Annotated in this window: 25 protein-coding genes; 15 read left to right on the forward strand and 10 right to left on the reverse strand. The window is 68.5% G+C overall.

Annotated features, from left to right (window positions below):
* Positions 1–31 precede the first annotated feature (31 nt).
* The 6 genes from FBY40_RS05525 to FBY40_RS05550 form a co-directional block, all read right to left on the reverse strand.
* On the reverse strand, positions 32–967 hold the full coding sequence (locus FBY40_RS05525) for a glycosyltransferase (RefSeq protein WP_141937040.1): 936 nt from the start codon (positions 965–967) through the stop codon (positions 32–34).
* Positions 964–1,674, reverse strand: coding sequence for a WecB/TagA/CpsF family glycosyltransferase (locus FBY40_RS05530; RefSeq protein WP_200829931.1), 711 nt, complete (start codon positions 1,672–1,674; stop codon positions 964–966). Before FBY40_RS05530 ends, FBY40_RS05525 begins: the two co-directional genes overlap by 4 nt.
* Positions 1,675–1,776: 102 nt before the next feature.
* Positions 1,777–3,480 (reverse strand): sugar transferase, encoded by a 1,704-nt coding sequence (locus tag FBY40_RS05535; RefSeq protein WP_141937044.1) that lies wholly within the window; start codon positions 3,478–3,480, stop codon positions 1,777–1,779.
* Complete coding sequence (locus tag FBY40_RS05540) at positions 3,477–4,376, reverse strand: hypothetical protein (RefSeq protein ID WP_160141360.1); 900 nt, start codon at positions 4,374–4,376, stop codon at positions 3,477–3,479. Before FBY40_RS05540 ends, FBY40_RS05535 begins: the two co-directional genes overlap by 4 nt.
* A 5-nt stretch (positions 4,377–4,381) precedes the next feature.
* Positions 4,382–5,932, reverse strand: a complete 1,551-nt coding sequence (locus FBY40_RS05545; RefSeq protein WP_141937048.1) for a polysaccharide biosynthesis tyrosine autokinase — start codon at positions 5,930–5,932, stop codon at positions 4,382–4,384.
* A 126-nt stretch (positions 5,933–6,058) separates the two neighbouring features.
* The gene (locus FBY40_RS05550; RefSeq protein WP_141937050.1) at positions 6,059–6,652 is read right to left on the reverse strand and encodes an arsenate reductase/protein-tyrosine-phosphatase family protein; all 594 of its coding nucleotides are present in this window, start codon (positions 6,650–6,652) and stop codon (positions 6,059–6,061) included.
* A gap of 167 nt (positions 6,653–6,819) precedes the next feature.
* Between FBY40_RS05550 and FBY40_RS05555 the strand changes: the two genes are divergently transcribed.
* From FBY40_RS05555 to FBY40_RS05600, 10 genes are all read left to right on the forward strand, one after another.
* Positions 6,820–7,512, forward strand: a complete 693-nt coding sequence (locus FBY40_RS05555) for a CPBP family intramembrane glutamic endopeptidase (protein WP_235014602.1) — start codon at positions 6,820–6,822, stop codon at positions 7,510–7,512.
* Between the two features lie 318 nt (positions 7,513–7,830).
* Entirely contained in the window at positions 7,831–8,286 is a 456-nt protein-coding gene (locus tag FBY40_RS05560; protein WP_141937052.1) for a hypothetical protein, read from the forward strand.
* A 100-nt stretch (positions 8,287–8,386) separates the two neighbouring features.
* Positions 8,387–8,974 (forward strand): hypothetical protein, encoded by a 588-nt coding sequence (locus FBY40_RS05565; RefSeq protein ID WP_141937054.1) that lies wholly within the window; start codon positions 8,387–8,389, stop codon positions 8,972–8,974.
* 106 nt (positions 8,975–9,080) lie between these two features.
* A complete protein-coding gene (locus FBY40_RS05570; RefSeq protein ID WP_141937056.1) occupies positions 9,081–9,827 on the forward strand; it encodes a CPBP family intramembrane glutamic endopeptidase in 747 nt (248 codons plus the stop codon).
* 340 nt (positions 9,828–10,167) lie between these two features.
* Positions 10,168–11,370, forward strand: coding sequence for an ROK family transcriptional regulator (locus FBY40_RS05575; protein ID WP_141937058.1), 1,203 nt, complete (start codon positions 10,168–10,170; stop codon positions 11,368–11,370).
* Positions 11,370–12,329, forward strand: a complete 960-nt coding sequence (locus FBY40_RS05580; RefSeq protein ID WP_124291554.1) for a carbohydrate ABC transporter permease — start codon at positions 11,370–11,372, stop codon at positions 12,327–12,329. Before FBY40_RS05575 ends, FBY40_RS05580 begins: the two co-directional genes overlap by 1 nt.
* Entirely contained in the window at positions 12,322–13,185 is an 864-nt protein-coding gene (locus FBY40_RS05585) for a carbohydrate ABC transporter permease (protein WP_141937060.1), read from the forward strand. The genes FBY40_RS05580 and FBY40_RS05585 overlap by 8 nt, the downstream gene beginning before the upstream one ends.
* Before the next feature lie 86 nt (positions 13,186–13,271).
* Positions 13,272–14,525 carry an ABC transporter substrate-binding protein gene (locus FBY40_RS05590; RefSeq protein WP_141937061.1) on the forward strand — a complete coding sequence of 418 codons (1,254 nt, stop codon included), beginning with the start codon at positions 13,272–13,274 and terminating at the stop codon, positions 14,523–14,525.
* Positions 14,526–14,632: 107 nt separating this feature from the next.
* Complete coding sequence (locus tag FBY40_RS05595) at positions 14,633–15,805, forward strand: glycoside hydrolase family 15 protein (protein WP_141937064.1); 1,173 nt, start codon at positions 14,633–14,635, stop codon at positions 15,803–15,805.
* Positions 15,802–18,042, forward strand: a complete 2,241-nt coding sequence (locus FBY40_RS05600) for a glycoside hydrolase family 31 protein (protein ID WP_141937066.1) — start codon at positions 15,802–15,804, stop codon at positions 18,040–18,042. Before FBY40_RS05595 ends, FBY40_RS05600 begins: the two co-directional genes overlap by 4 nt.
* A 226-nt stretch (positions 18,043–18,268) precedes the next feature.
* Here the strand turns inward: FBY40_RS05600 and FBY40_RS05605 are convergent, their stop codons facing one another.
* Positions 18,269–18,622 (reverse strand): ArsR/SmtB family transcription factor, encoded by a 354-nt coding sequence (locus FBY40_RS05605; RefSeq protein ID WP_141937068.1) that lies wholly within the window; start codon positions 18,620–18,622, stop codon positions 18,269–18,271.
* Positions 18,623–18,661: 39 nt separating this feature from the next.
* On the opposite strand from FBY40_RS05605, the gene FBY40_RS05610 reads away from it, so the two are divergent.
* A complete protein-coding gene (locus FBY40_RS05610; RefSeq protein ID WP_141937070.1) occupies positions 18,662–19,951 on the forward strand; it encodes an MFS transporter in 1,290 nt (429 codons plus the stop codon).
* Here FBY40_RS05610 and FBY40_RS05615 read toward each other — a convergent pair.
* From FBY40_RS05615 to FBY40_RS05625, 3 genes are all read right to left on the reverse strand, one after another.
* Positions 19,917–21,758, reverse strand: a complete 1,842-nt coding sequence (locus tag FBY40_RS05615; protein WP_141937072.1) for an alpha/beta hydrolase family protein — start codon at positions 21,756–21,758, stop codon at positions 19,917–19,919. The two genes, FBY40_RS05610 and FBY40_RS05615, sit on opposite strands and share 35 nt — an antisense overlap.
* A 481-nt stretch (positions 21,759–22,239) precedes the next feature.
* Positions 22,240–22,689, reverse strand: a complete 450-nt coding sequence (locus tag FBY40_RS05620) for a BLUF domain-containing protein (protein ID WP_141937074.1) — start codon at positions 22,687–22,689, stop codon at positions 22,240–22,242.
* Positions 22,686–22,946: a hypothetical protein gene (locus FBY40_RS05625; RefSeq protein WP_141937076.1), complete on the reverse strand. Its 261-nt coding sequence runs from the start codon at positions 22,944–22,946 to the stop codon at positions 22,686–22,688. The genes FBY40_RS05620 and FBY40_RS05625 overlap by 4 nt, the downstream gene beginning before the upstream one ends.
* Before the next feature lie 143 nt (positions 22,947–23,089).
* Here FBY40_RS05625 and FBY40_RS05630 point away from each other — a divergent pair, with 143 nt between their 5' ends.
* From FBY40_RS05630 to FBY40_RS05645, 4 genes are all read left to right on the forward strand, one after another.
* Positions 23,090–23,296 (forward strand): antitoxin MazE-like protein, encoded by a 207-nt coding sequence (locus FBY40_RS05630; protein ID WP_141937078.1) that lies wholly within the window; start codon positions 23,090–23,092, stop codon positions 23,294–23,296.
* Positions 23,293–23,619 carry a type II toxin-antitoxin system PemK/MazF family toxin gene (locus FBY40_RS05635; protein ID WP_141937080.1) on the forward strand — a complete coding sequence of 109 codons (327 nt, stop codon included), beginning with the start codon at positions 23,293–23,295 and terminating at the stop codon, positions 23,617–23,619. Before FBY40_RS05630 ends, FBY40_RS05635 begins: the two co-directional genes overlap by 4 nt.
* 209 nt (positions 23,620–23,828) lie before the next feature.
* The gene (locus tag FBY40_RS05640; RefSeq protein ID WP_235014604.1) at positions 23,829–25,169 is read left to right on the forward strand and encodes a polymer-forming cytoskeletal protein; all 1,341 of its coding nucleotides are present in this window, start codon (positions 23,829–23,831) and stop codon (positions 25,167–25,169) included.
* Positions 25,166–26,995 carry an alkyl/aryl-sulfatase gene (locus tag FBY40_RS05645; protein WP_141937082.1) on the forward strand — a complete coding sequence of 610 codons (1,830 nt, stop codon included), beginning with the start codon at positions 25,166–25,168 and terminating at the stop codon, positions 26,993–26,995. The genes FBY40_RS05640 and FBY40_RS05645 overlap by 4 nt, the downstream gene beginning before the upstream one ends.
* Position 26,996 lies beyond the last annotated feature (1 nt).

Below are 26,996 nucleotides of genomic sequence, written 5' to 3' on the forward strand. Positions count from 1 at the left end.
GATAAGACCCCCACAAAGCGATCTGAGTCAATTACTTGCTCCTTGAGAGGGTAGGTGCGTAGCGTCGTACGCGCGAGAGCGGGTGCTTCGAGATGAGGTGGTCAAACCACCACTTGTCGGCGATGCGCCACTCAATGACCTGGGGGGGGTGCACGAGGGGGAAGCCCATGGCTTGGTGGCGCGTTCGGTGGTATCGGGACTGACGTCGCGTGTGAGTGCTCTCCTGGCCGAAGCCGACGTTCTCCACCAAGTTTTCACGGGGGCAGATGCACAGGCCGCGCGCGAGGAGCATCGCGAGCAACCAGCGCGACGCCCAGGCCGTGTCCTTCGCGTCGCTAAGCTGCCTGTTCCAGACCCTTCTGTAGAACACCATCTCTCTCTTCCTCGGAAAGAGAGATCGTAGATTGCTTCGCACAACCTCATCACGCAACGCGGTCATCTGGTGGTCGTAGGACGCCCAGGAACGCGCCCACGCGCCCCAGCCCCATATGTGAATGAAGCGGGAAAAGTAGTACGAATAGGGCAGCTTTCTCGCCATCTCAGGTGGGAGGAATTGGTTACCACTGACCATCGCTACGCGTGGGTCATCCTTATAGCGCTCGAGGTTCTCCACCATGAAGCGGAAGAAGTCGGGGCTCGGAAGGCAGTCTTCCTCAAGGAGGATAAATCGGTCAAAGCCGTCGGCCAATGCCCAGTCGATTGCGGCTGGCATCGCACGCGCGACGCCGAGGTTCTGCGGTGGGCGCCGCACAACGACCCTCGCATGCTCTGCGGCATACTCCGACACCATCGTCCCGACCTCTTCACACGCGGCCACATCGGACGCCACGTTATCCCGCGGGTGGTCAAGGAAGACGTAGATCGGACCGGAGTGGTGGGAGATCGTTGCCTCTAGCGTTTGCCTAAGCTCATTGCCTCTGCGAAAGCCGACCAGGATGACTGGTGTTTCGTGCTCCGTCGTGCTCATCTTGTTGCAGCCCTTGTTTCTCGCCAGTTCCGCACTACAGCCCAGGTGAACTGAGCGTTTCCAATCGTGTACCTTTTCCAGAGTCGGCGCGGCTCCATGGCGAACCGAAAGGCCCACTCGAGGCCGAACTTTTGTGCGAACGCGGGAGCCTCGGGAACGGTCCCTGCAACAAAGTCAAACGCCGCGCCCACCCCCACCGCGGGTATCCCCACTCGCTCCGCGAGCACCGTTGATAGGAAATCCTGCTTTGGGGTACCGAGACCCACCCACACCATGTCGGCGGATGCCTCTTCCACCGCCGACACGCATTCGTCGATGAAGTCTGAGTCAATCGGAGCGAATGGAGGGGAGAACGCCCCCGCGATGGCGAGCGCCGGGAACTTTCGCGATACTTCGGTCTGGAGTGCCGCAAGGGTCGAGGGTGACGAACCGAGGAAGAAGGGTCGCACACCATCAGCCTCCTGGTGCGCAAGCGCAGTCGTGAAGAAGGAGGGCCCTCGGACCCTATGCGCGTCGCTTTGTCCCGCGGCGCGCAATGCCCATGCCACAGGTGTTCCGTCCGGGTAGTTCACGCCGGAATTGTTCAGGAGTTGGTGGTAGCTATCGTCGGTGGTCGCTAACGCGACGCAGTAGGCATTGGCCAGCCTCATGCTGACCCCACGCCGACACTCTGTGGCAGTCCGGAGCGCATCGACAGCATCAGGCATGGAGCTGACCGTAAACTGGACGCCGCCGACTGGCACTTGTGTGCTACTCATGTGCTCTGGTTGCTTTCTCGATCGAGTTATTGGAGGGCCGCGACAATCGACTCAATGAGCGGATTCTCCGGGTGCGAGGGTTGCGCGCGCGGTCCTGGCCAGGATGGCAATATCGCCAAGCATCGTCCAGTTCTCGACGTAGGAAAGATCGAGGCGAACAGTGTCTTCCCAAGAGAGAGATGAGCGCCCGCTTACCTGCCACAGGCCTGTGATGCCTGGCTTCACGAGGAATCGCCGGTGCACGTGGCTGGCGTACTGTTCAACTTCCATGGGCAACGGAGGACGTGGCCCGACGAGGGACATAGAACCGCCCAGCACGTTGAAGAGTTGAGGGAGCTCGTCGAGGCTGTATCGACGCATGACCCGTCCAATTGGGGTGACGCGAGGATCGTTCTTCATCTTGAACATGACCTCGTTGCCCGAGTCGATGCCCTGCTCTTCTCGCTCACGCTGGAGCTTCTCGAGCAATTCTTCGGCGTCCATCACCATCGAACGAAACTTCAACATCGTGAACGGTCTGCCGCCGCGGCCAATACGCGTCTGCCGAAACAGGACTGGTCCCTCGGATGAAAGACGAATGCTGATCGCGAGGAAGGCCAGCAACGGGCTCAGGAGGACAATGCCGACCAACGTCGCCGACCAGTCCAGCATCCGCTTCAGGAAGAGCTGGCCCTTGCTAAAGCGCGGAGTCTCGACGTGGATGAGCGGGAGGCCCGCGACTGGGCGTGTGTGGAGGCGCGGGCCGGCAATATCGATGATGCTGGGCGCGAGAACTAGGTGCTGTCGCCCGGCCTGGAGACCCCACGAAATCTGCTTGACCTTGTCAGGGGGTAGTTCGTCGGTGCTCGTCACGGCGACGGTGTCGGCTCCGGTCAGCTCCATCGCGCGCTCCACCGCGTTGACGCTTCCCATCATGGCAATCGACGTGCCAGGAACAACATCGCCCACTGTGCCGCTCGGCGTGCACGCGCCCACCACCGTGTAGCCGGCCCGTGGAGCACGCTGGAGTTCGCGGGCCACTTGGGTGACGGACTCGACGGAACCGACGAGGATCATGCGCGCGGAGTAGTTGCCACGGATCCGCTGCGCGATGAGCCACTGGCGCCAGAGCCATCGCGTCAGAAGAAGCGCGACGATTCCCAGCGGGAGGGCGATTAGCAGGTATCCTCGCGCAACGTCCACTCGCGTGAGGAACGCGATGATCGCGATAGCACCGAAGAGGCGGAGGCTCGAGTCGACAACGCGGACGTACTCGGCGTTTCCCGTACCCACCGTGCGGTAGCTGCGCGAGTCGACGAGGGCGAGGACCCACATCCATGCCACGATGAGGCCACCCGAGAAGAGCCAGTAGGAGAACTCGGAAATGCGGGAGTCGGCACGGATGGCGACGTCGACGTTGCCGAAGCCGAACCACAACAGCTGCGACCCGTAGACGGCCCAGAAGAGGACGAAGAGGTCGCTGAACCAGAGAATACGGCTGTAGGTGCGGCGCCAGCCGGCCGCGTCACCGCGCGCGGGGCCGGTCACCGAAGCTCTCAGGATGGGGCTCGGTGCGGGAGTCGATTCTTCGCTCGTGTCGCTCGAAGCGGTCGTTGCTTCGGCGACGCGTGTGTCTGACGTCAACTCAACCTGCCTCTCTGGCTCCCAGCCTTCGTGCAGGTTACTACGAGCGCTGTTACCGCTCTGTTGCGTGACGGAGTCGGGTACGCCACGTTCCCCACTCTTGCCCTCGTCGATGCTCTCCGGCTCGTTCATAGTGCTGCGACCTCACTGACGGAGTCGCCCGACCAGGCGCGTATGGCCTCGCCATCCCGGGTGATCGCGAGCGGCGCCGCCGGATCCGTCTCGGGGAGGCAACCCATGAGCGCCGTGGTGTCGGCGACCTCGGTGATCGCGAGACCGGGGCACGCGGCATCCGTGTGGGCGATGAGGAGCGACGGGGGAGTGGCAGCGAGCGCGGTCGCCCCCGCGACTTCAATCGGCTGCCAGGATCCGTCGATCCAGCGGTGCGGAGTGCCGTCGCAGATCAGCGCGACGACGTCGCCGCTCGCGCGGAGACCGGTTGGCACCGGGCAGGGCGCGGGGAGAGGTTCGCCGGCGACGATCACCACGCCCGGGTCGACGGCGTCGAGGTAGCGCGAGGCGGCGAGCACCTCCGGGTAGGGCTCCCAGAACTGACCATCGGTGTAGGTGCGAAGGGCCTGCACCTCGCAGTCCGGCCCCACGGCGGCGACCATCTCGGCGTCGGCAGCGGTAAATGCGCTCATCGCCATGACCTGGCCTACACCGAGGTACCGCGGAGTCACGTCCGTCCAGGTGGCGCCGCCGTCATCCGATCTCTCGATCAGCGGCTCGGTAACACCGCACTGGCCCGCGACCCCCCGCCACCAGACAGCGCTACCCGTGGTGAGGAAGCGTTCGTCGGCGCGACTGGCTGGCGGAGCCGGGCTGGGTGCCTCTGGAGTCGGTGTCGGTGTGGGTGTCGTCACTCCCAGCGTGAAGGAGGGCACGGGGTTCGGCTGGGCCGCGGTCTCACCGCGGGAGCGTTGCAGCGCAAGCGATGCGAGCACCACGACGATGATCGTGAGCGCGGCAACGCCGGCGACCGCGACCCAGCGGGCGCCGGTGAGGTTCACCGAGCGTCGAGACACGGATATCAGCGCTGCGACGGGGGCCCGACATCCGCAGGCCTGCGGACCGACGAGTCGGCGCCGGTGGAACGTTCACCTCGCTGCGGTGTCGTCGGCGCAGGAGCGGGTACGGGTGCGGCAGCCAACGGCGCGCCACGACGGCGACCGGCGCCCTTATCGGACTTCTTGCGGCGCCCCTCCGCGGGCTGCTCCTGGAAGTAGCCGTACCCGTATCCGTATCCGGCGCCATAGGCGTAGTACGCGTCGGGACCGCGGGTCGGAACCATCGTCATCACGAGGCCAGCGACCTTCGCCCCTACCGTCTGCAGCGCGTCCAATGCGCTGTCGAGCTGGTGGCGGTTGGTCTGTCCGGAGGCGACGATGACGATGGCCCCACTCGTCGCCTTGGCGAGAATCGCGCCGTCCGTCACAGGAAGAAGCGGCGGCGCGTCGCACAGAACGACGTCGAAGTCACGCTCGAGCACCTCGAGGAGCGTATGCATCTGCGCCGAACCGAGCAGCTCGCTGGGGTTCGGCGGAACCTTGCCCGCAGGGAGGACGTAGAGGCTTCGCTGACCCCACGGCAGCATGACATCGCCCACGCGAGCGCGGTTGATCAGCACGTCGGTCAGGCCCGCCCCGCCCTCGATGCCGAGGTACTCGGCAACCTTCGGCTTGCGGAGGTCGCAGTCGATGAGCGCAACGCGCTTGCCGGCATCCGCTAGAGCGATCGCGAGGTTAATGGTCGTTGTTGACTTGCCCTCGCTGGGCACGCTCGAGGTGACGACGAAACTGGCGCGGCCGTCCATGTCGAGGAATTGGAGGTTAGTGCGCAGCGCCCGGAACGCCTCGGCGCGCGGGCTCAGCGGGTCGGCATGCACGATCAGCGGCCGCTCCTTGACCTTCGGGTCGAAGGGGATCGCGCCGATCATCGGGCGGTCGGTGACCTGCTCGACGTCGCGCGGCGAGCGGATGCGGGTGTCGAGCACCGAGCGAAGAACCGCGGCTCCGATACCGAGAGCGAGGCCGACGAGTCCGCCCAGCGCGAGGTTGAGCGGAACGTTGGGGCTCGACGGGGAAAGCGGTGGGAGAGCATCCTTCACGCGAGTGAGGCGAACTGGGCTCGTCTCGGAGCCGTTCGGCGTCTCGATCTGCTCCACCGCGGAGGTGAGGCTCGACGCGAGCGCGTTCGCGATGTCAGCAGCCGCAATCGGGTCGGGATCAGTCACCGTGATCGTGATGAGCGTGGTGTTGAGCGCCGAAGATGCCTCGACCTTGCCACCTAGCTGCGCCGCCGTGATGCCGAGGTCCAGCTCGGCGATCACGGGGTTCATCACGATGGGCGTGTCGACAAGGTTGGTGTACGTCGTCACGCGTGCCTGGGTGAACGTATTGCCCTGCTGCAGCTCCTGGATCGTGGAGCCGGTCTGGCTCGACACGAAGACGGTGCTCTGGGTTTCGTACTGAGGAGTTCGCGTCAGCGAGTAGGTCGCGGCGACACCGATGCCCAGAAGCGTCGCGACCACGATGATCAGCCAATTTTTCCGCAGAATGCGGATGTAGTCGATGAGCTCCATGGTGCCTCTCGTGTCCCGAACCTGCGGACCATACTGCCATGGGGGTGTTTCGGGGGAGTGTCGCGGGGTCCCGATGCGCCGGCTTGCCGGCTACCCGCACCACCGGGAGGGGGCGCCCACCCGACGTCAGGCGAAGGCGAGCTTGAGCGCTCGGACGGTGGCGTTCACGGCGGGGTCGAGCTGAGAAGCCGACACCTGATACGTATTCCACGAGCGACCGTAAGGATCGATGACGTCGTCGTCGGCGGGGTCGGCGGGTGGGAGAACCAGGCCCCGCTGCGACGCGACCGCTGCTGCCACGGCGCGGACGCGCGATGACGGCTCAGATCCGCCGGCCGCGGCGGCGGACTGCAGCTGGTGGTCGGTCAGCGAGTCGGCAAGACGGGCGAACTCGCGGATCGTGAAGGTCGACCGCATCCGCGACGGCGCGAGCTCGACCACTTCGCGACGGTGGTCGCGCGTCATGGCGAAGATGACATCGGGGGAGCTGAGGTGATTCTCGCCGAGAAACCGTGCGCGGTGGAGCTCGGTGTCATCGGCGGATACGCCGAGCGCGTGCGCGAGCTCGACAGTCTCGGGCGTCATCGGCGAATCGGTCATGCCGCGGGTGCCCGCGGAGCCGACGACGACGTCGAGCGGCGCCAGCCGAGTCTTCAGAAGGACGGCGGCCAGGGGCGACCGGCAGATGTTACCGGTGCACACCGTGAGGATCTCGAACACCGGGTTACCTTTCCCCCTCGGGGTAACGTGAGCGAGTGCTCGATCACTCTAGCGACGTCGACGCTGCGCCTTCGCGCCGCGAGCGGCACGGTTCGTCGAGTGAGTCATCGGCTGACGACATCCGTCCCCGGCGGTCGTCCTCGCGCAAACCTCGAACGGACTGGCGGGTGGGCGGACGAACCGTTCGTCGTTGGCGGGAGTGGGCGTTCGCGGCTGGGCTCATCGGTCTCGGTGTGGGGGTTCTCGTCGGTGCGTTGGTCGAGACGGTCTGGGCGTCGCCCTGGGCTCCGATCGCAGCGACGGGGCTCGTGTGGATCGGGATGCTGGTGCCCACCATCCTCGTCTTTCGGCGGTCTCGTCCCGTCGGCCTCCTCCGCTTCCGACCGCTCGATCTGCTGTGGGGACTCGGGCTCGCGGTCGCCCTGCGGATCGTTCAGGGATCAGTCGCCCAGTCGGTCTCGAGCGAATCATCCCTCCCGTCATTCACGACGATCGACGCCGCCACCGCTGACGGGTGGTGGGTGGAGGCTGTGCTCGGAGCCGTCTTCATCGCCCCGGCCATCGAGGAATTCTTCTTCCGTGGCCTCGTGCTTGTGACGGTTTACACCATTCTGCGGAGGCCGCTCGGCCATCTGGCTGCCGGGATCATTGCGGCAATGGTGTCGACAGGACTCTTCGTTCTGGCTCACTCGATGACCGGGACCGTCTCGATCGACGCTGTCATCGCGACGACACTGCTCGGATTCACCTGCTCCGCCGTCGTGCTGCTCACTGGCCGCATTTGGGGGGCCGTTCTCATTCACGCGCTGTACAACGCGAACTTCGTCGTCCTCGCACTAATGGGCACGTTCTTGGCGTGAAAGTGTGGCCCCGATTTTGGCGACACGCCGTGCATTGTCCCCCGAACGGGGGACAAGCGGTCACAAAATGTTACTTCCCAGTAACTTTACAGGTTGCGGTAACCCCTTGCCGTGTGCGTACGATGGTCACGTTCGGCGACACAGCTCACACACAGCTGCCTCTCATGTCGCGTTCATTCTGAATATCGACTACGACGCACAGGACCTTGTGGGGGGTACCGCGAAATGCTTAAGAAAACTCTGTCTGCAGCCGGCATTGCTGGACTGCTCGTTCTCGGAGCGGCATCTGCTGCTCAGGCCGACGACTATGCAACCGACGTGGAAACCGTCGCGGGAGATGTAACGCTGACCCCCGGTCAGGCAACTGTCATCACCGCGCAGAACGTCGACGGAACTGTCACGTTCGCCACCAGCGGCCCCGGTGTCAGCGAGAACACGCTGACCTCGATCGCGTTCGCCGCTGCCGTCGGCAGCGACACCGCGGTGAAGCAGGCCGACGAGAACCGCACCGCTCAGGCGACCTTCACGGCGCCGACCGCGGGTGGCACATATGTGGTTACCATCACCGACGGTGACGGCGACACTGACAGCATCACGTTGACCGTTGCCGCTGCGAGCAGCGGTGGAACCGGCGGCACGGGTGGTTCGCTGCCCGCGACCGGTGGCGACGCCGTTCCGGCCGCAGCCATCTGGCTCGGTGCCGGCGCCGTCGGACTCGGCGGGATCGCCGTGACCGCTGCCGTGGCTCGGCGCCGCGCAGCTGCCAACCGCTGATCATCTGTCCCTGACGACAGCCCCGGGCACTGCCTGGGGCTGCCCGTCTATCCGCGGGCATGCGCCCTAAACCCCTCGTCGACCTTGTGGGAGGTCTCTCATGTTCAAGAAATTCCTGGCAGCAGCCGGCGTCGCCGGCCTGCTTGTTCTCGGTACCGCGGCTGCGGCCAACGCCGACGCCGACTACACCGCGACCCTCGAGGTCACTGCGGGGGACGCTGTCCTGGAGCCCGGTCAGTCCACGGTTCTCACCGTGAACGGCGTCGCTGACGGGACCGTCATCTTCGGCACCGAGGGTGTGGGCGTCGAGCCCAACACCCTGTCGTCGATCGCGTTCGCCGCCGAGTTCCCGACCAGCATCGTCGAGAAGCAGGCTGTCAACGGCTCTGCATCGGCCACCTTCACCGCGCCTCAGATCACCGGCACCTACGTGGTGACCGTCTTCGACTCGGCCGGCGAGTTCGGTCAGATCAGCATCACCGTCGGTGCCGTCGGCAGCGGCGGCCCCGGTGGCTCCGGCGGAGCCGGTGGCGGTACGGGTGCTGAGGGAACGGGTTCGCTGCCCGCAACCGGTGGCAACGCGATCCCGGCCGCGGCGATCTGGCTCGGAGCCGGCGCCGTCGGCCTCGGGGGCATCGCCATCACCGCCGCCGTGGCTCGCCGCCGCGCGGCCGCCAACGCCGAGTAAGGCATTCGGCCTCAGCACAACGATTCAGACAGAGACCCCGGGCAGGTGCCCGGGGTCTCTGTCGTTGCGTCGTGCATCCGCGAGCATTGCGGATAGCATTTTCTCTATGTCTTCCGTCCCGGGCGTCACCCCGGGGCAGCCGTATCTCTTCACCCGGTCGTACCACCAGCCCTGGCGGGCGCTCCTCGTCGCCGCCGGCGGATTTGGGGCTGCGGCTCTTCTCCTCTTCGTCGTCGACGCGACCGGACCCATGTGGGCAGGCATGCCCGGGTGGATCGCTGCCGTCGCGTCGATCTTCGCCGCGAACGCGCCGCTCATCATCGCCGTTGTGGCTGCCGCAGCGTTCACGTCGATCGTCGGCTTCGCTCGGGCCACCGGCATCCGTCACTGGGTCTGGACCGACCTCTTATATGGACTGTTCGTCGGAATCGTCGCCCGTGCGGTCGTCGAGCTGCTCGCGCCGACCCTCGGCGGGTTCGGCGGGCCGCTCGGCGGGGCGCTGTCGGGCGACGCGACCCTCGCGTTGGCGATCGCAGCCTCGGCCGCGGTGCTCATCTCGCCGATCATCGAGGAGCTGTACTTCCGAGGGCTGATGGTGCGGGCGCTCGTCGATGCGCTGTCAGACGCCGGGCGGGTCGGTGCGTCGATCGTCGCCGTCACGACCTCGACCGCGGCGTTCGTGCTGCTGCACGTCGTGGCCGCTGGGTCGTTGGTACCGGTGGGGCTCATCATCGGGTCGCTCGTGGTCGGCGTCGGGTGCGGGGTGTTGACCGTGGTGACCGGGCGGTTGTGGGCGGCGATCGTCGCGCATGTGCTCTACAACGCTTCGGGGTTGGCGCTGCTGCTCTGGTAGAGGCGTTTCGGCTCGCTGCGCTCGCTCCACGACCGGGGCGGGGGCGTTTCGGCTCGCTGCGCTCGCTCAACGACCGGGGGGCGGCGATCGTCGCGCATGTGCTCTACAACGCTTCGGGGTTGGCGTTGCTGCTCTGGTAGGGGCGTTTCGTCTCGCTGCGCTCGCTCAACGGGCGGGGCGGGCGGGGGCGTTTCGTCTCGCTGCGCTCGCTCAACGACCGGGGGGTGGGGGTGGGCGTTTCGGCTCGCTGCGCTCGCTCAACGACCGCGCGGAACTCGCTCTTGCTTTCTGACTTTGTTTAGTTTTAAATGAAGTCGTTCAGAAAGATCTGAGGTCAACGATGACATCGTCCCTTCACCGCACCGACGTCAATCGGTCGGCGATCCTCGCCCAGCTCGGGGCGCACGGCGCTGCCTCCCGCGCCGACCTGGCTCGCACGCTCAACCTCTCGCCGGCGCTCATCACTCAGCTGGTGAAGCAGCTCATCGGCGAAGGACTCGTCGCCGAGCTCGAGCAGGCGCCCTCCAGCGGCGGGCGCCCGGCGCGACTGCTCGGCCTCGCCGCGTCGGCGGGCCACGCGATCGGGGTCAAGGTCAGCGCCACGCATGTCGCCCTCGTCGAGGTGGGGATCGCGGGGCATGTCATCCGCTCGGCAGAGGTGCCCTTCGACGCGACCGCCAGCACCTTCGTGCTCGACCTCGCCGACCGCATCCAAGCCTTCATCGACGCCGGCGACGAGGTCACCCTCCTCGGCGTCGGGGTCGCGGTGCCGGGCACCGTCGACGAACCGGGCAACGGCGTCGTCGAGTGCGGTGTGCTCGGGTGGAACAGCATCCACCTCGGCGAAGCGCTCCGCGGGGCCATCGGCCTCCCTGTCGTCATCGAGAACGACGTCAACGCCCTCGCGGTCGCCGAGCGCCTCTACGGCATCGGCCGCTCGCACGAGAACTTCCTCGTCGTCACGATCGGCGCCGGTATCGGCGCGGGCATCGTCGTCGAGGGCACGGTGCTCCGCGCGGCCTCCGGCGGAGCGGGCGAGATCGGACACATCCCCGTCGCCGACGACGGCCCCCTCTGCAGCTGCGGCAACCTCGGCTGCCTCGAGGCCGTCATCGGCGAAGCCGCCCTCGTCCGCCGCGCGCGTGAGGCGGGCATCATCGATCCGGGCGCCGGCATCGACGACCTGCTCGCCGCCGCCGAGCGCGGCGACGACGCAGCCGTCGCGCTCTACCGCGACGCCGGACGCCTGCTCGGGCGCACCCTCGCGGGCATCGTGCACGTCATCGACCCCGCGGCCATCGTGGTGCTCGGTGAAGGAACCGTCGCCTGGCCGCACTGGGCGGCCGGCTTCGAGCCGGCGTTCCGCTCGCACCTGCAGCGCCACCGCCGCACCATTCCAGTGAACGTCGAGACCTGGCTCGACGACAGCTGGGCGCAGGGCGCCGCGGCCCTCGTGCTCGCCACCCCCTTCGACACCGGCAGCGACGTCGGCGACCAGGGCCGCCTCATCCGCGCGCGCCTCGTCGGCCAGGGGAGCCGGTGATGACCGGGCTGCTCAGCCAAGCCACGGCCACCCCGCCGGTCGACGGACCCCCCGCCCTCGGCCCGGCCGTTTCGCGCCGTCGCGGTTCGCGGCGCCTGCGCTACGCCCTCACCGTGCTGGTGTTCCTCTTGCCGAGCGCGGTGCCGCTCACCCTCTTCGTGCTCGTGCCGATGGTCGCCGCCGCGGGCATCAGCCTCACCGAGTGGAACCTCCTCCGCCCCGCGGAGTGGGTCGGCTTCGACAACTACGTGCGGCTGCTCACCAATCCCGAGACGGCCGCCATCTTCTGGCACACCCTGTACTACATCCTCGGCTACCTGCCGCTGGTGTACGTCGGGGGTCTCCTCATCGCCCTCGCGCTCAACACCGCGCTCCGCGGCCGCACCCTCTTCCGGGGCATCTACTTCCTCCCCGTCATCACGAGCTGGATCGTCGTCGCCCTCGTCTGGCGGTGGCTGCTCAATCCCTCCAACGGCGTGGTCAACACCGTGCTCGGGTTCTTCGGCATCGACGGCCCCGGCTGGTGGACCGACCCGGCATGGGCGATGCCGTCGATCATTCTCGCGTCGGCATGGAAGGACATCGGGTTCGTCATGGTGATCCTCCTCGCCGGGCTCCAGGCCATCGACCCCGAGCTGCTCGACGCCGCCCGCGTCGACGGCGCCGGACCCTGGCGCCGCTTCTTCTCGGTCACCCTGCCCCTTCTCTCCCCGGCGACCTTCTTCGTGCTCGTCATCTCACTCATCAACGGCTTCCAGGTCTTCGACCAGGTGTACGCGATGACCGGCGGCGGCCCAGGAGGGGCGACCCAGGTGGTGGTGCAGCAGATCTACGACCTCACCTTCCGGTACGGACGTGCGGGCGAAGCATCCGCTCTCTCATGGATGCTGTTCATCGTCATCCTCGCCGTCACCGTCATCCAGATCCGCGGACAGCGCCGGTGGGTGAACTATGGCTGAGACGACCCTCACCCGGCCGCGCCCTCGCACCGGCCCGCGCACGCGGTGGAGCGCACGCTCGATCATCCTCCACGTGGTGATCGCCCTCGGGGCGCTGGCGATGTTCTTCCCCTTCTACTGGACGCTCATCACCTCCCTCTCCCCGGGCACGGGCCTGAGCGGCACGCCGTCGTTCTACCCCGCGAACCCGAGCATCGACGCCTACCTGCGGCTCTTCACCGACGTGCCGTTCGCCCGCGTCGTCGGCAACAGCCTGCTGCTCGCGGTCATCACCACGCTCGCGCAGCTGTTCACCAGCGCCACCGCGGCCTACGTCTTCAGTCGGCTGCCCTTCCCCGGGCGCGGGGTCGTGTTCGGGATCTACCTCGCGACCATGATGATCCCGCTGCAGGTGCTGGTCGTACCGCTCTTCGCGCAGCTGCGCACCTGGGGGCTCGTCGACACCTACTTCGGAGCCGTCCTCCCGACCCTCGCCGCGGCGTTTGGGGTGTTCCTCCTCCGCCAGGCGATGAACCAGGTGCCGATCCAGCTCGACGAGGCCGCCTCGCTCGACGGCGCGGGACACTTCCGCATCTTCTGGGGCGTCATCCTGCCCAACATCCGTCCGGCCCTCGCCACCCTCGCGGTCTTCGCGTTCATGGGCAGCTGGAACAGCTTCCTCTGGCCGCTCGTGGTGCTGCGCTCACCCGAGGTGCAGACCCTCCCCGTCGCGCTCGCCGGCCTGCAGGGCCAGTACACGACGCAGTGGGACATCGTCATGGCCGGCTCGGTCATCAGCATCCTGCCGATGCTCGCGCTCTACCTCTTCGCCCAGAAATACATCATCCAGGGGGTCGCCAACACGGGGCTGAAGTAGCCCCGACCCGACCCGACCCGCCCTTTTTCACCCCCCCGTTCTTCACCACAGGGACCCGTCCCACCGCATCAAAGGAGATACCCACCATGAGAGTCACCGCAAAAGCCGGTGTCGGCATCGTCGCCGCAGGACTCGTGCTCACCGGCTGCGCCGCCGGCAGCACGGGCGGCAGCGATGGCGGCAGCGAGAACGTCACCATCAGCTACACCAACTTCATCTCGAACGGCGGCAACGAGGAGAACCTGCAGACCATCGTCGACGCCTTCGAGGAAGAGAACGCCGGCATCACCGTCGAGGTCACCACCCTGCCGTACGCCGACTACGCCACCGCTTTGCAGACGGATGTCGCTGCCGGCACCGTCTCAGACGTCTTCGACATCGAGTACGGCGGATTCGCCGAGTACCAGGCCAACGGCGTGCTGGCCGAGCTCGACGTCGAAGACCCGTCGGTCTACCGCCAGAGCGTGCTCGAGGCCTACCAGGCCGACGGTGCGCAGTACGCGCTGCCGAGCTCGTTCTCGACCGTCGTGCTCTTCTACAACAAGGACCTCTTCGACGCCGCGGGCCTGGACTACCCCTCCGCCGACTGGACCTGGTCGGAAGAGCTCGCCGCCGCCGAAGCCCTGACCGATCAGGATGCCGGGGTGTGGGGCGACCACCAGCCGGTGAGCTTCTTCGAGTTCTACAAGGTGCTCGCCCAGAACGGCGGGCAGTTCCTCAACGACGACGGCACCGCGGTCGCCTTCAACACCCCCGAGGGGATCGAAGCCGCCGAGTGGCTCGTCGAGAAGAGCGGCACCGTCATGCCGACGATCGAACAGGGCCAGGGAACCCCCGACTTCGACACCGAGCTGTTCACCAGCGGCAACCTCGCCATGCTGCACACCGGCATCTGGATGTTCGGCGCCTTCGCCGACGTACCCTTCGGGTGGGACATCGCCGTCGAACCCGGCAACACCCAGCAGGCGAGCGCCCTGTTCTCCAACGGCGTCGCGGTCTCGGCCGACTCCGAGAACCAGGAGGCCGCGCAGGCGTTCGCGGAGTTCCTCACCTCCAGCGACGTCATGGTGCAGATCCGCCTCGACGCCGGATGGGAGCTGCCCGCCATCTCGGATGAGGCCGAGCTCGAGAGCTACCTCACCCGCGGCGACCCCGAGAACCGGCAGGCCGTGTTCGACTCGCTCGACGAGGTCGCGCTGCAGCCGGTGGTCGGCGAAGGCCAGCAGGAGATGCAGGACATCATGAGCGAGGAGCTCGTCGAAGCCCAGGCTGGGCGGAAGAGCGTCGAAGACGCGCTCGCCTCGGCCGAGGAGCGCATCAACGCGGTCATCGGCGGCTGACATCGGGATGACCCGGCGGCGGGGTCCTCACTCCCCGCCGCCGGGTCGCCCCCTGCGCCTGGGCGTTCGCGCCCGCCCTTCTTCGCTTCGACCTTCCAGGACACACCATGACCGTTCCTCCTCCCGGCGCTTTCTCACACACCGCGCAGATCGACCGGCAGGCCCTCGTCGCCGGCAGCATCGAGCTGATCGAACGCCTGCAAGACCCCACTGGCGCGTACCCCGCGAGCCCGACGTTCTCGGCGTACGCCGGCTACAGCTGGTTCCGCGACGGGGCGTTCATTGCCGACGCGATGTCGAGCGCCGGTCGGGTGGCATCGGCCGAGCGGTTCTTCGACTGGTGCGCGGGCGTCATCGTCTCGCGGTCGGCACAGATCGGGCGGATCGCCGCGGCGGCCCAGGCGGGGCGCCCGCTCGCCGACAGCGAAATGCTCCCCACCCGCTTCACCTTCGACGGCCGCGACGGCGACGACGACTGGTGGGACTTCCAGCTCGACGGCTACGGCACCTGGATCTGGGCGGTCGGCGCGCACGTCGCCCGTCACAACGCCGACCCCGGCCGGTGGGCCGAAGCGATCGGGCTCACCCTCGACTACCTCGCCGCATCGTGGCAGCGCCCCTGCTTCGACTGGTGGGAAGAGCACTCCGAGCACGTGCACATCTCGACTCTCGGATGCCTCGTGGCCGGCGCCCGGGCAGCCGCAGCGCTGCCGGTGCTCGGCGCCGAGCACCGGCAGGTCGCCGAGACGCTCGCCGGGGAGATCGACGCGGCGATCGCTGCGCGCGGTGTGAGCGCCGCAGGCTTGGGGCGAGCGCCGCACCTGGTCAAGTGGGTCGGCTCGAGCGCGGTCGACGCCAGCCTCGCGGCGGTTGTCGGGGTGATGGACGTCGTGCCCGCGGCATCCGCTCTGGGGCTCGCGACCATCTCGGCGATCGAAACCGACCTCGCTGTCGACGGCGGCGTGCATCGCTTCGTCGACGACACCTACTTCGGCGGCGGGCAGTGGCCGCTGCTGTCGTGCTTCCTGGGGCTCGCGCAGCTGCGCGCGGGCGACCGCGGGCGCGCGGAGCAGCTGCTCGACTGGGCCGGAGCGACCGTCGACGCCGACGGCGCGATGCCCGAGCAGGTCGAAGACCATCTGCTCGCCCCCGACCGGCTCGAGGAGTGGGTGACGCGCTGGGGGCCCTCGGCGCGCCCGCTGCTGTGGAGCCACGCCATGTACATCCGACTCGCGGTCGACCTCGGCCGCCCGAGCGCCCGTGAGGAGCACTCCGCATGATCACCCACCGACCGGCCGGATCGGGTCACCCCTACCTCGTGACGACCGATCAGCGCTGGCCCGTCCACCCCGTCGCCGGCGAGCCGCTGCGCCTGGGCGTTCGGGCGTCGGCCGACGTGAGCGAGGTGGTCGCCGAGATCACGGTCACGGCCCCCGATGGTGGGGTGACGACGCGGAGTCAGCCGCTCACGCGTGTCGAGCCGGCCCGGGCCGAGGGTGCGGCCGAGCCCGACGGTCACCTCGCCGCCGCGCAGGAGCGACTGGCGGGAAGCGGCGGCGGATGGGTGCTCGAGACGACCGCGCCCGACGCGGGGAGCACGCTGGCGTACCTCTTTATCGGGACCACCGACGATGGTCGAGAGCAGCGCACCCGCGGGTTCTCCACGGGCGTCGCCGCCTGGCAGCCCGCACCCGACGACGTCGTCACCGCGGTAGGGGCGCGCCGCGTCATCCCGGGCAGTGTCTCGGTGCTGACCGACGGTCGGGTGAGGTCGCGCGTGCGGTTCGCTCTGCCACTGGCGGACGGGGAGCACGTCACCGGGTTTGGAGAGCGCTTCGACACCCTCGACCAGCGCGGCAGCGTTCTCGACTGCGTCGTGTTCGAGCAGTACAAGAGCCAGGGTGCGGCGCGGAAGACGTACCTGCCGATGCCGTTCGCGCACGTGATCGGCGGTGACGGCTGGGGCTTCCACGTGCGGACGACCCGGCGCACCTGGTTCGACATCGGCAGCTCTACTCCTGACCGGATCATCGTGGAAGCCGAGGTCGGGCCGGCGGCGCCGGGCGTCGAGGTGGCCTTCTACGACGGGGCGCCGCGCGAGGTGCTCGACGCGTTCGTCGCCGAGACCGGGCGGCCCGAAGAGCTGCCCGACTGGGTGTTCCGGCTGTGGGCGAGCGGGAATGAGTGGAACACGCAGGCCGAGGTGGTGCGTCAGATGGACCTGCACCGCGAGCACGACGTACCCGTCGGGTCGGTCGTCATCGAGGCGTGGAGCGATGAGAGCACGTTCACGGCGTTCCGAGACGCCAGGTACGAGGTGACGGAGGACGGTGCACCGCACCGGCTCGCCGACTTCACCTTCCCCGCCGACGGCGCCTGGCCCGACCCGAAGGGGATGGTGGATGACCTGCGCGAGCGCGACATCCGGGTCTTGCTCTGGCAGATCCCGCTGCTGAAAGCGCGTCCGCACCCGACCGGGCAGGCGAAGGCCGACCGCGAGGCGGCGGTGCGCGAGAACGTGCTGATCCGCGAGCCTGATGCGCGCGGGGGCCTTAGGCCGTACCGCAACCGCGGCTGGTGGTTTCCGCTCTCGACCATGCCCGACCTCACCGATGAGCGGGCGGCGCGGTGGTGGACGGACAAGCGGCGCTACCTCGTCGAGGAGGTCGGCATCGACGGGTTCAAGACCGACGGCGGCGAGCACGCGTGGGGGAGCGAGCTGGTCTACCTCGACGGCCGGCGCGGCGATGAGGCGAACAACACCTTCGCCGTCGCGTACGCGAAGGCGTACGGCGACCTGCTCCGCTCCGCAGGCAAAGCCCCGGTGACCTTCAGCCGGGCCGGGTTCACCGGGGCCGGCGCCCACGGCGCCGTGTGGGCGGGCGACGAGAACTCCACGTGGGAGGCGTTCCGCTGGTCGATGTTCGCGGGGCTGTCGGCCGCCGCCAGCGGCGTCCTCTACTGGGGCTGGGACATTGCGGGGTTCTCGGGACCGCTGCCGACAGCGGAGCTGTACCTGCGGGCGACGGCGGCGTCGACGTTCGTGCCGATCATGCAGTACCACTCCGAGTACAACCACCACCGCACGCCGCTGCGCGACCGCACGCCGTGGAACATCGCCGCCGAGACCGGCGACGAGTCGGTGCTGCCGGTGTTCCGGTCGTTCGCGCAGCTGCGGGAGCGGCTTGTGCCCTACCTCGCCGCGTCGGCGCGCGAGACGGTGCGCACGTCGGTGCCGCTGATGCGCCCGGTGTACTTCGATCACCCGTCGTTCGAGGGTGCGTGGTCGCATCCGTTCCAGTGGTTCCTCGGGGCGGATCTGTTCGTGTCGCCGGTGGTGACCGAGGGTGACGTCGAGCACGAGGTGGCGCTGCCGCCGGGCGAGTGGATCGACGCGTTCCGCGGCGAGCGGGTGTCGGGCGGGGCCGTTCTGCGGCGCACCGTCGAGATCGACGAGGCGCCGGTGTACGTGCGCGCCGAGGCGTGGGAGGCGATGGCCCCGGTCTTCGGGCGGTGAAGCGCGCGTTTCGTCTCGCTTCGCTCGCTCAACGACCGGGGGGATTCGCGCGGTCGTTGAGCGAGGAGCGCAGCGACGAGACGAAACGCGCGCACGACCCACACCGGTCGTTGAGCGAGGAGCGAAGCGACGAGACGAAACGCGCGCACGACCCACACCGGTCGTTGAGCGAGGAGCGCAGCGACGAGACGAAACGCCCGGTCCGGCGTCGTCTTGCTTTGCGTGCTCAACGACCGGGGCCGCGGTGGTGCCGTGGGTCGTCGTCGACCGTGTGCTCGGCCTGGAACACCGCCTCGGTGACGAGCCGGCGCACGTGCTCGTCGATCAGGCTGTAGAACATGGTGGTTCCCTCGCGCCGCGCGCGCACCAGGCGACCGAGGCGCATCTTGGCGAGGTGCTGCGAGACGACGGTCGGCGACTTGCCGACGACCTCCGCGAGCTGGGTCACCGAGCGTTCGCCCTCTTGGAGCGCGAGGATGACGCGGATGCGGGTGGGGTCGGACAGGAGCCGGAAGATCTCAGCCGCGACATCCACATACCCGTCCTGCGGATCGACGGGTGCGCGCGGGTCATGGCTCACAGGTTCAGTGTGCCATCCCTCGTGACTTAGAATCTTCGCATGCGTGCAGGTATTGCGAGCGTACTCGGCAATCGGACATACCGGGCGCTCTTCGGTGCGCAGGTGATCGCGCTCGTCGGAACCGGTCTTCTCACCGTCGCCCTCGGCCTTCTCGCGTTCGAGCTCGCCGGAGCCGCCGCCGGGGCAGTCCTCGGAACGGCGCTCGCGATCAAGATGGTGGCGTACGTGGGGGTCGCCCCGGTCATCGCCGCGCTCGTGCATCGCCTGCCGGCAAAGGCCGTGCTCGTCGGAGCCGACCTCGTGCGCCTGGTGATGGCCGTCTCGCTGCCGTTCGTCACCGAGGTGTGGCAGATCTACGCCCTCATCTTCCTGCTGCAGGCCGCGTCAGCGACATTCACGCCGACGTTCCAGTCGCTGATCCCCGCGGTGCTTCCCGCGCCCGACGACTACACGCGCGCCCTGTCGCTTTCGAGGATCGCCTACGACCTCGAGGCGATCCTCAGTCCCGTGCTCGCCGCCGCGCTGCTGGTTCTCGTGCCGTTCTCGGCGCTGTTCGCCGGAACAGCGTTCGGGTTCGCTGGGTCGGCGGTGCTCGTGCTCGTCGCTGCCGTGCCGCGGGTCGTCTCGACGGAGTCATCCACGTTCTGGCAGCGCCTCGCGGGGGGTGCCCGGATCTTCCTGCGCACGCCGTCGCTCCGCTTCGTGCTCGTTGCGAATGTCGTCGTCGCAACGGGCGTCGGGCTCGTGCTGGTGAACACCGTCATGCTCGTGAAGGATCGTGCGGGAGCGGATGACGCCGCCGTCGCGCTCGCCCTCGCGGTGTTCGGCGCCGGGTCGGTGGTTGCGGCGCTCGCCGTGCCGCGGGCGGTGACGCGGTGGTCGGTGCCGGCCGCCATGCGGGCCGGGGCCGTCGTCGTTACGGGCGGACTGGCGGGAGGGGTTGCGGCGGCGCTTGCTCCGGCGGGAAGCGGCGCGGCGTGGTGGGGGATGCTCGTCGCATGGCTGGTGCTCGGGGCGGGGACGTCGTTGATCGCGACGCCGACGGGCCGTCTTCTTGCCGAGGCCGCGAGCCCCGAGAATCGGTCGCTGGTGTTCGCCGCCCAATTTGCGCTGTCGCATGCGTGCTACCTGGTGACCTACCCGATCGCGGGTTGGGTCGGGGCGGGGAGTGTCGCCGCGTCCGCGGCCGTGCTCGGTGGGCTGGCGGCGGGGGCGACTCTCGCCCTGCTCCTCATCAGCGATTCGGGCCCGACGCCGAAGCGCCGGGCCCGAGTCACCGAAGCGGGAACGCGTATCAGACGAACACGAGCGAGTTCGAGACCGAGATGAGGGTCACGACCGCCGCGTTCAGGAAGCCCCCGATGTACGGGTTGTTCGTCGCGCGGTAGATCTTCCGGCTGATCACCGCCGCCACCGCGAGGATCAGGATGACGGGGAACAGCCAGATGCTGAAGATGCCCCCGAAGCCCGGGATCGTCTCGCCCGTGATGAAGAACGTCGTGTACTGCAGCACCACGAGGATGATCGGGCCCAGCGCGTTGAAGACGGCGAGCACGAGCGTGTTCAGCCACTCCTTGCCCGCCAGCGTGAAGCGGTTGAACCCGTTGATCGCCACCGAGTTGGCGAAGAAGTACACCAGGAACAGCGGCAGCACGAGCAGTGCGAACCAGATCTTCTCGGGCGTGAACACCTTCACCGCGACCACCCACAGGCGGAAGTCGGTCGTGAAGAAGTAGTCCAGCACGAACACGACGAGGAACGCGGCCACCACCGTGACGAGGGCCAGCGCGATGCCCTGGAAGAACCGGCCCCACCCGGGGAGCACGCCCGACGCGCGGAGGTCTTGGCCGCTCTCACGCCCGAACACCAGGTACGACACCACCATGATGACGATGGCCGCGAGGCCGTTGATCGCCGCCCAGATCCCGATGAACCACGGCACGCCGGGTGCGATGAGGTCGGTGACGCCGAACGCGATGCCGCCCGCCCAGGGGGCTTGGCTCAGCAGCACGTAGCTGATCGCCGAGATGCCGACCGAGAGCGCGAGTCCGCCCCAGAACCACGCGAGCCCCTTGCGGGTCGGCGCGGCGGCGGGCACGGGTTCGCTCACGCGAAGGCGGGCGAAGGCCGGAACCGCGAGCATCGCGCGGGTGAAGGCGACCAGGAAGACACCGAAGCCGATGAGCCCGATCGTGGTGAAGATCTCCTTGATCTGCCAGATCTGGTTGCTCGCCGGGATCGGGTTCGGAGCCCCCAGCGACTCCTCGAAGAAGTCGACCAGGTGGCCGACCGCGGCGCTCGAGATCGTCGACCACGGGTGCGTCTGCGGCAGCGAGTAGATGACGCGCATCGCCTCATCGCCGTCGACGTTCTCGGTGTAGACCTCGAAGCCTTCGCGCTGCTCGGCGTCGGCCGGGTCGGCGCCGAACGACAGGAACGACTGGGCGTTCGGGGTGGAGAGGAACTCGCGCGGCGGGGTCAGCGCGTTGCCCTCGGCGTCGTAGCTGCGGAAGAAGAACTCGTCGTACTGCGCCTGCACGATGCCGGTGTCGCGGGAGCCGTAGACGTTCGTGTACGCGCCCTCCTCATCGGTGTAGACCGCGTCGTTGTCGACCAGCAGCACCGAGGCGATGAGCGGGGTGTCGGCCTCGTTGTCGAGGGCGACGGAGAAGTTCGCGGCGCGGGCGCCGTTGGAGTGCCCCGAGACGCCGATGCGCTCGGTGTCGACGTAGGGCAGGTCGGCGAGGAGCTTCACCGTGTCGTACATTCCGGTGCCGCCGACCGCTTCCTCACCCGCCGGCAGCGGGTCGGAGTCGCCGTGGCCGTACATGTCGATCGAGACGACGACGTACCCGCGACGCGCGAGCTCGACGTAGTTCGCCGTCTGCATCTCGCGGTTGTTCCACCAGCCGTGGCTGACGACGATCGCGGGGCGCGGGTCGTCGGCTGACGCCGCCACCGGCTTGAACAGCAGCGCGTTCATCTCGCGGCCCGAGGCCGCCTCCCACTGCATGTCTTTGACCTCGACGCTGCCGCCGGCGGTCTGCACCAGCGACGCCCCTACCGCAGACACGAGCATGAGAACGAGCGAGAACACCAGCCAGAAGCTGTTGCGCCGCAGAAGTCGTTGCCTCATTGAATCCTGAACTCCCTTGTCGGATCCCTGGAACCGTTTCCAGAGCCGTCGAGAACCCTATCCACCTGAGGAAAGCGAGAAAGCCCATTCCGTCTCATTTGCACGTATGTGCACAAATGTGCGCAGAACGCACTCCTCTACGCGCGGGAGGGGGTGCGCATCCGTGCAGGGAACGCGGCGTGGCGCGGGCGGATGCGCGTGGGCGCCGTTCATGATCGACAGAACAGGTGCCGTGACGCGCTGTGGGACGGGTCACGGCACCTGCGATTCGGGGGGTCGGCGATCGGCGCCGCGTTCTGGGGCGCGACGTGCCGGTCACAGGACCGAACGAGGTTTCCGGCCGCAGGTGTTCGGGTGACCTGCGGAGTCGGAGCGAGAGTCTGACGTCACCGCCGAACTCTCGATGCTGACGCTACTTTATGTGCGCCTGAATGGATCGCTTCGAGGTCAAATGAGGGTGATTGTGGGGTGAACCTTCGGGTTAACCCCGGGGTGTGCGCGCCTTGACCCACAGCCCGATGTCGTGGACGGCGCGGGCGGCGCGGTCGGGGCTCTCCGCAGCATCCAGATCATCGAAGGTGTCGTGGAACCCTTCGGGCAACGCGGCCTGCGGTGTCGCGACGGGACGGAACTCCATCGTCCAGTCGCCGAACTGACGCTCGTCGATCGGCTCGTCGAGCACGATGCGGATGTCGCCGTGCCGCGGATCTGCCGTGATCGTCGCCACCAGGCTCTGGACCGAGTCGCGCGGACCCTCGAGCACCTGCACGAACTGGCCGTCACGGTAGAGCAGAACGCCGGTCACGCCCGACTGGGCGTTGTTCTCGCGGCTCTCGGTGAGGATGTCGCGCAGGGTGTCGTCGCCGACATCCGCTGTGGCCCTGCTGACGTAGACGACCGACACGAGCTCATCGCCGCTGGTGATGCTCATGCCGTCGCCTCCTGGTCGTGATGGGCGAGGAGCGCGTCCATCGCCGCGCGGCGGTCGGGCGCCGCGCCGACCAGGCGGGAGCGGCCGTTGAAGACGCGATAGGTGCCGTCGGCCTCGCGGTCGAGATAGCCGAGGAAGACGCCGTCGCGGTTGGCGACGTAGAAGCCGTCTTCGACACGCGACCACAGGACGCCGTAGGAGAGGGGTGCGGAACGACCTTCATCGGTCGTCGGATCGGGGGCCAGTGATGAAGCCATTGCTTCAGTCTGCGTTCCTCGGCGGCGGCCGGGGAGGAGGTTGCGCCGGCGCGCAGAATATGTCAGCGGGTGGGGGTGTGCGCTGGGGTGGGGTGCGGCGAAGGCGCGTTGCCCCACGATGCGTTACATGTAACACTGGAGGCATGTCCGTGAGAGAGCGGGTGAGCGAACATCGGCGCCGTATGCGGGAGCGCGGATTTCGTCCCGTGCAGGTGTGGGTTCCCGATGTGCGCACGCCTTCTTTCGCGGCAGAGGCGGCACGGCAGGCGGCTCTCGTCGCTCACGCCGATCGCACATCCGACGACCAAGCGTTCATAGAGGCGGTTGCGGCGCCCTGGGACGACGAGTGATTCGTGGAGAACTCTGGACCGTCGCCGGCGGTGTCTATGCATCAAAGCCCAGACCAGCGTTGATCCTTCAGGACGACGCGTACGCGGCGACGGATTCCGTCACGGTTCTTCCCTTGACGAGTCAGTTGGTTGACGCCCCACTGTTGCGCATCCGCATCTCTGCGGGCGGACTGTCCGGTCTCGACCGCGACAGCGACGTGATGGTGGATAAGCCGACCACGGTCCGGCGAGCCAGCGTCGTGACCCGAGTCGGGCGCGTGACATCGGAGCAACTCGCTGACGTTGAGCGCAGCGTGATGGCATTCCTGGGGCTCGCGCGGTAAGACCGTCGAAGGCGCGCCGCCCTCGCCGGCGCCCGCGTAGACCTGGGGTGGCTCCCGTGATCAGGAGCGTGCGGCGGCGCGACAGGGCGGCAGGGGGCGGGCGGCGGCAGGCAGCACGCAGCGGCACGGCGCCGCGGCGGGCGGCGCGCGAGCGGAGCGGCGGGACGTTGGACCCGCCCGCGGCGCGCGAGCGCGACGACCGTGGGCGTATGACCGATACGCAGCCTGTTCCCCGCGCGCGAACGACGTGGCGACGCGTCGCGCGGCCGCTTCTCGCGGTGACGGTGACGACCGTCATCCTGCTCCTCGGCACCGGCGGTGCCGCCCTGGGCACGCCGGCGACGATCGCAGTCGCGCCCCCGAACGACGGAGAGGGGCCCCAGTTCTACTCCGGCGTCGCCGTGGATGTCTCGGGCACCGTCGACGGTGACGTCTACGCCGCCGGCCAGAGCGTCACCGTCAGCGGCGACGTCACCGGAGACATCATCGCCGCCGCGCAGACCATCACGATCACCGGCACGGTGGACGGCAACGTCCGGCTCGCGGGGCAGGCGGTCACGATCAGCGGTGAGGTGATGCGAAGCGCCACCGTGTTCGCCCAATCATTGCGCGTCGACGAGGGCGCGCTCATCGACGCCGACGTCGTCGGGGCGACGGGGGCAACGAGTGTCTCCGGCGACGTCGGTCGAGATGTGTACCTCAGCACCGAGCGGCTGCGGGTCGACGGATCGATCGGCGGCGACCTCACGTATGTCAGCGGAGACGAGGCGCGGATCGCCGACGGCGCGGTGGCGGGGTCGATCGAGCGGATCGAACCGCCCGAGACGCCGCGCATGGAGGTCTCGCCGTGGGCGGTGTTCGCCGGGTGGCTGCTCGGCGCGCTCTTCGCGCTGGTGTCGCTGAGCCTCATCACCCTCGCGGCAGGGCTGCTCATTCCGCGGTGGCTCGACCGCGTGACCGATCACCTCATGCCGTCGCCGTGGAAGGCGCTGCTGGTCGGATTCATCGGCGCGATCGCCGTGCCGCCGGCGCTGCTCGTGCTCGCCGTGACCGTGGTCGGCTTCCCTCTTGCGCTTGCCGGGCTGCTGGTGTGGACCCTGATGGTGCTGGCGACCTTCATCTACAGCGCGCACTACCTCGGGCGTCTCATCTTCCGCGACCGGGTGCCGCCGGTCGTGTCGGCGCTCGCCGGCGGTGTGCTCCTCATCATCGGCCTGCAGATCCCGTGGCTGAACATCCTGGTGTGGGTGGCGATGGTGCTGTTCGGACTCGGAGCCCAACTGCTCGAGGTGCACCGGCAGCGGCCGTGGCACGTGGAGCGACGGGCACGGGATGCCGCGGGGGCGCTGTCGGTGCCGGGCGCGGCGGTGAGCGGATCGCCGTCAGCTGCGCCGGCCGTGCCGCCTGCGGTCGCGCCGCCGGCGTCCGCGTCGGCCTCCGCGCAGACCGCTCCGCCGGCGTCCGCGCAGCCCGCGCCGCAGCCCTCCGCGCCGGCCATGCCGCCGGCGCCGACACCCCCACGGCCACCGGATCCGACGGTCGGGCCGTGATCGAGCGAGACGCACCCCCCGCCGACGGGCAGGACGCCGCCGACGCCGATCGCGGGTTGCTCGCGGAACTCGTTCCCGGTGAGGTGCGCAACGCGGCGGGCGCGGTGGTGTGGGATGCCGACGCGTACGCGTTTCTCGATGGCGAGGCGCCGGACACGGTGCATCCGAGTCTCTGGCGGCAATCTCAGCTCGTCGCCCGCCAGGGGCTCTTCGAGGTCGTCGACGGGATCTTCCAGGTGCGCGGGCTCGACCTGTCGAACATCACCTTCGTAGAGGGCGAGCGCGGGGTGATCGTCATCGATCCGCTCATCTCGACCGAGACCGCCGCAGCCGCCCTCGGGCTGTATCGCTCGGTGCGCGGCGACCGGCCGGTCACTGCGGTGATCTACACGCACAGCCACGTCGACCACTTCGGCGGGGTGAAGGGCGTCACCACGCAGGCGGCCGTCGACGCGGGCGAGGTGCGGGTGCTCGCGCCCGACGGATTCCTCGAGCACGCGATCTCGGAGAACCTCTCCGCCGGCACGGCGATGACCCGCCGCGCGGCGTACATGTACGGCGCCGTGCTCGAGAAAGGACCGCGCGGAAGCGTCGGCGCGGGGCTCGGGCAGACGACCTCGACCGGCACGGTGACGCTCATCCCGCCCACCGACCTCGTGACCCGGACCGGAGAGGAGCGCACGATCGACGGGGTGAGGATGGTGTTCCAGCTCGCACCCGGTTCGGAAGCGCCCGCCGAGATGCACCTCTTCTTTCCCGACTCCCGGGCGCTCTGCATCGCCGAGAACGCTACGCACACCCTGCACAACGTGCTTACGATCCGCGGGGCGCTCGTGCGCGACGCGCGCGCGTGGGCCGGGTATCTCACCGAGGCGATCGCGCTCTTCGGCGACGGGCTCGAGGTGGTGTTCGCCTCGCACCACTGGCCGACTTGGGGGCGCGAGCGCGCTCTGCAGTATCTCGGCGAGCAGCGCGACCTGTACGCCTATCTGCACGACCAGACCCTCCGCCTACTGAACCGCGGGCTCACGGGAATCGAGATCGCCGAGCAGCTCCGCCTCCCGCCGGCGCTCGAGCGCGCCTGGCATGCCCGCGGGTACTACGGCTCGGTGAGCCACAACGTCAAAGCGATCTACCAGCGGTACATGGGCTGGTACGACGGCAATCCGGCGCGGCTGTGGCGGCATCCGCCCGGGGCCGAGGCCGAGCGGTACGTCGACGCGATGGGCGGGGTCGACGCGGTCGTCGACCGGGCGCGCAGCGCCGCCGCGGAGGGCGACCTGCGGTGGGCCGCGCAGCTGCTCGATCATGCCGTGTTCGCCGGCCCGGGTCATCCCGATGCCCGTGCCCTTCTTGCGGACGTTCTCGAGCAGCTCGGATTCGGCAGCGAGAACGGCACGTGGCGCAACGCGTACCTCATGGGCGCGGCCGAGCTGCGGGTGGGGAGCCGAGGGACGCCGGTGTCGATGTCGGCCGATGTGCTCAGCGCGCTCTCACCGCGGCAGTTCCTCGACGCGCTGGCCGTGCAGATCGACGGGCCCTCCGCGTGGGAGCTCGACCTTGCGATCGGGTGGATCTTCCCCGACCACGGCGAGGTGTACCGCGCCACGCTTCGCAACGGCGTCTTCACCGCGGTGCGCGACGGCGAGGGGGAGTGCGCGGTCATGGTCTCGGTGCCGCGCGCGGCGCTCGGACCGCTGGCGGCGGGGGATGTCGCGGGTGCGCGACGAGCCGGGCTGGGCGTATCGGGCGATGTGGCGCTGCTCGTACAGCTGCTCGGGGTGCTCGAGCGCGGGGACTCCGACTTCAGCATCGTGGTGCCTTAGC

The organism is Microbacterium sp. SLBN-154 (genome assembly GCF_006715565.1).
GTDB lineage: Bacteria > Actinomycetota > Actinomycetes > Actinomycetales > Microbacteriaceae > Microbacterium.

What these genes read in the sequence shown, in the direction of transcription:
- FBY40_RS05530 (WP_200829931.1), bottom strand. Translation starts at nt 1,674, where the DNA reads ATGCCTGATGCTGTCGATGCGCTCCGGACTGCCACAGAGTGTCGGCGT.
- FBY40_RS05595 (WP_141937064.1), top strand. Translation starts at nt 14,633, where the DNA reads ATGACCGTTCCTCCTCCCGGCGCTTTCTCACACACCGCGCAGATCGAC.
- FBY40_RS05585 (WP_141937060.1), top strand. Translation starts at nt 12,322, where the DNA reads ATGGCTGAGACGACCCTCACCCGGCCGCGCCCTCGCACCGGCCCGCGC.
- FBY40_RS05610 (WP_141937070.1), top strand. Translation starts at nt 18,662, where the DNA reads ATGCGTGCAGGTATTGCGAGCGTACTCGGCAATCGGACATACCGGGCG.
- FBY40_RS05615 (WP_141937072.1), bottom strand. Translation starts at nt 21,758, where the DNA reads ATGAGGCAACGACTTCTGCGGCGCAACAGCTTCTGGCTGGTGTTCTCG.
- FBY40_RS05630 (WP_141937078.1), top strand. Translation starts at nt 23,090, where the DNA reads ATGTCCGTGAGAGAGCGGGTGAGCGAACATCGGCGCCGTATGCGGGAG.
- FBY40_RS05545 (WP_141937048.1), bottom strand. Translation starts at nt 5,932, where the DNA reads ATGGAGCTCATCGACTACATCCGCATTCTGCGGAAAAATTGGCTGATC.
- FBY40_RS05570 (WP_141937056.1), top strand. Translation starts at nt 9,081, where the DNA reads ATGTCTTCCGTCCCGGGCGTCACCCCGGGGCAGCCGTATCTCTTCACC.
- FBY40_RS05580 (WP_124291554.1), top strand. Translation starts at nt 11,370, where the DNA reads ATGACCGGGCTGCTCAGCCAAGCCACGGCCACCCCGCCGGTCGACGGA.
- FBY40_RS05640 (WP_235014604.1), top strand. Translation starts at nt 23,829, where the DNA reads ATGACCGATACGCAGCCTGTTCCCCGCGCGCGAACGACGTGGCGACGC.
- FBY40_RS05620 (WP_141937074.1), bottom strand. Translation starts at nt 22,689, where the DNA reads ATGAGCATCACCAGCGGCGATGAGCTCGTGTCGGTCGTCTACGTCAGC.
- FBY40_RS05625 (WP_141937076.1), bottom strand. Translation starts at nt 22,946, where the DNA reads ATGGCTTCATCACTGGCCCCCGATCCGACGACCGATGAAGGTCGTTCC.
- FBY40_RS05535 (WP_141937044.1), bottom strand. Translation starts at nt 3,480, where the DNA reads ATGAACGAGCCGGAGAGCATCGACGAGGGCAAGAGTGGGGAACGTGGC.
- FBY40_RS05575 (WP_141937058.1), top strand. Translation starts at nt 10,168, where the DNA reads ATGACATCGTCCCTTCACCGCACCGACGTCAATCGGTCGGCGATCCTC.
- FBY40_RS05590 (WP_141937061.1), top strand. Translation starts at nt 13,272, where the DNA reads ATGAGAGTCACCGCAAAAGCCGGTGTCGGCATCGTCGCCGCAGGACTC.
- FBY40_RS05565 (WP_141937054.1), top strand. Translation starts at nt 8,387, where the DNA reads ATGTTCAAGAAATTCCTGGCAGCAGCCGGCGTCGCCGGCCTGCTTGTT.
- FBY40_RS05600 (WP_141937066.1), top strand. Translation starts at nt 15,802, where the DNA reads ATGATCACCCACCGACCGGCCGGATCGGGTCACCCCTACCTCGTGACG.
- FBY40_RS05525 (WP_141937040.1), bottom strand. Translation starts at nt 967, where the DNA reads ATGAGCACGACGGAGCACGAAACACCAGTCATCCTGGTCGGCTTTCGC.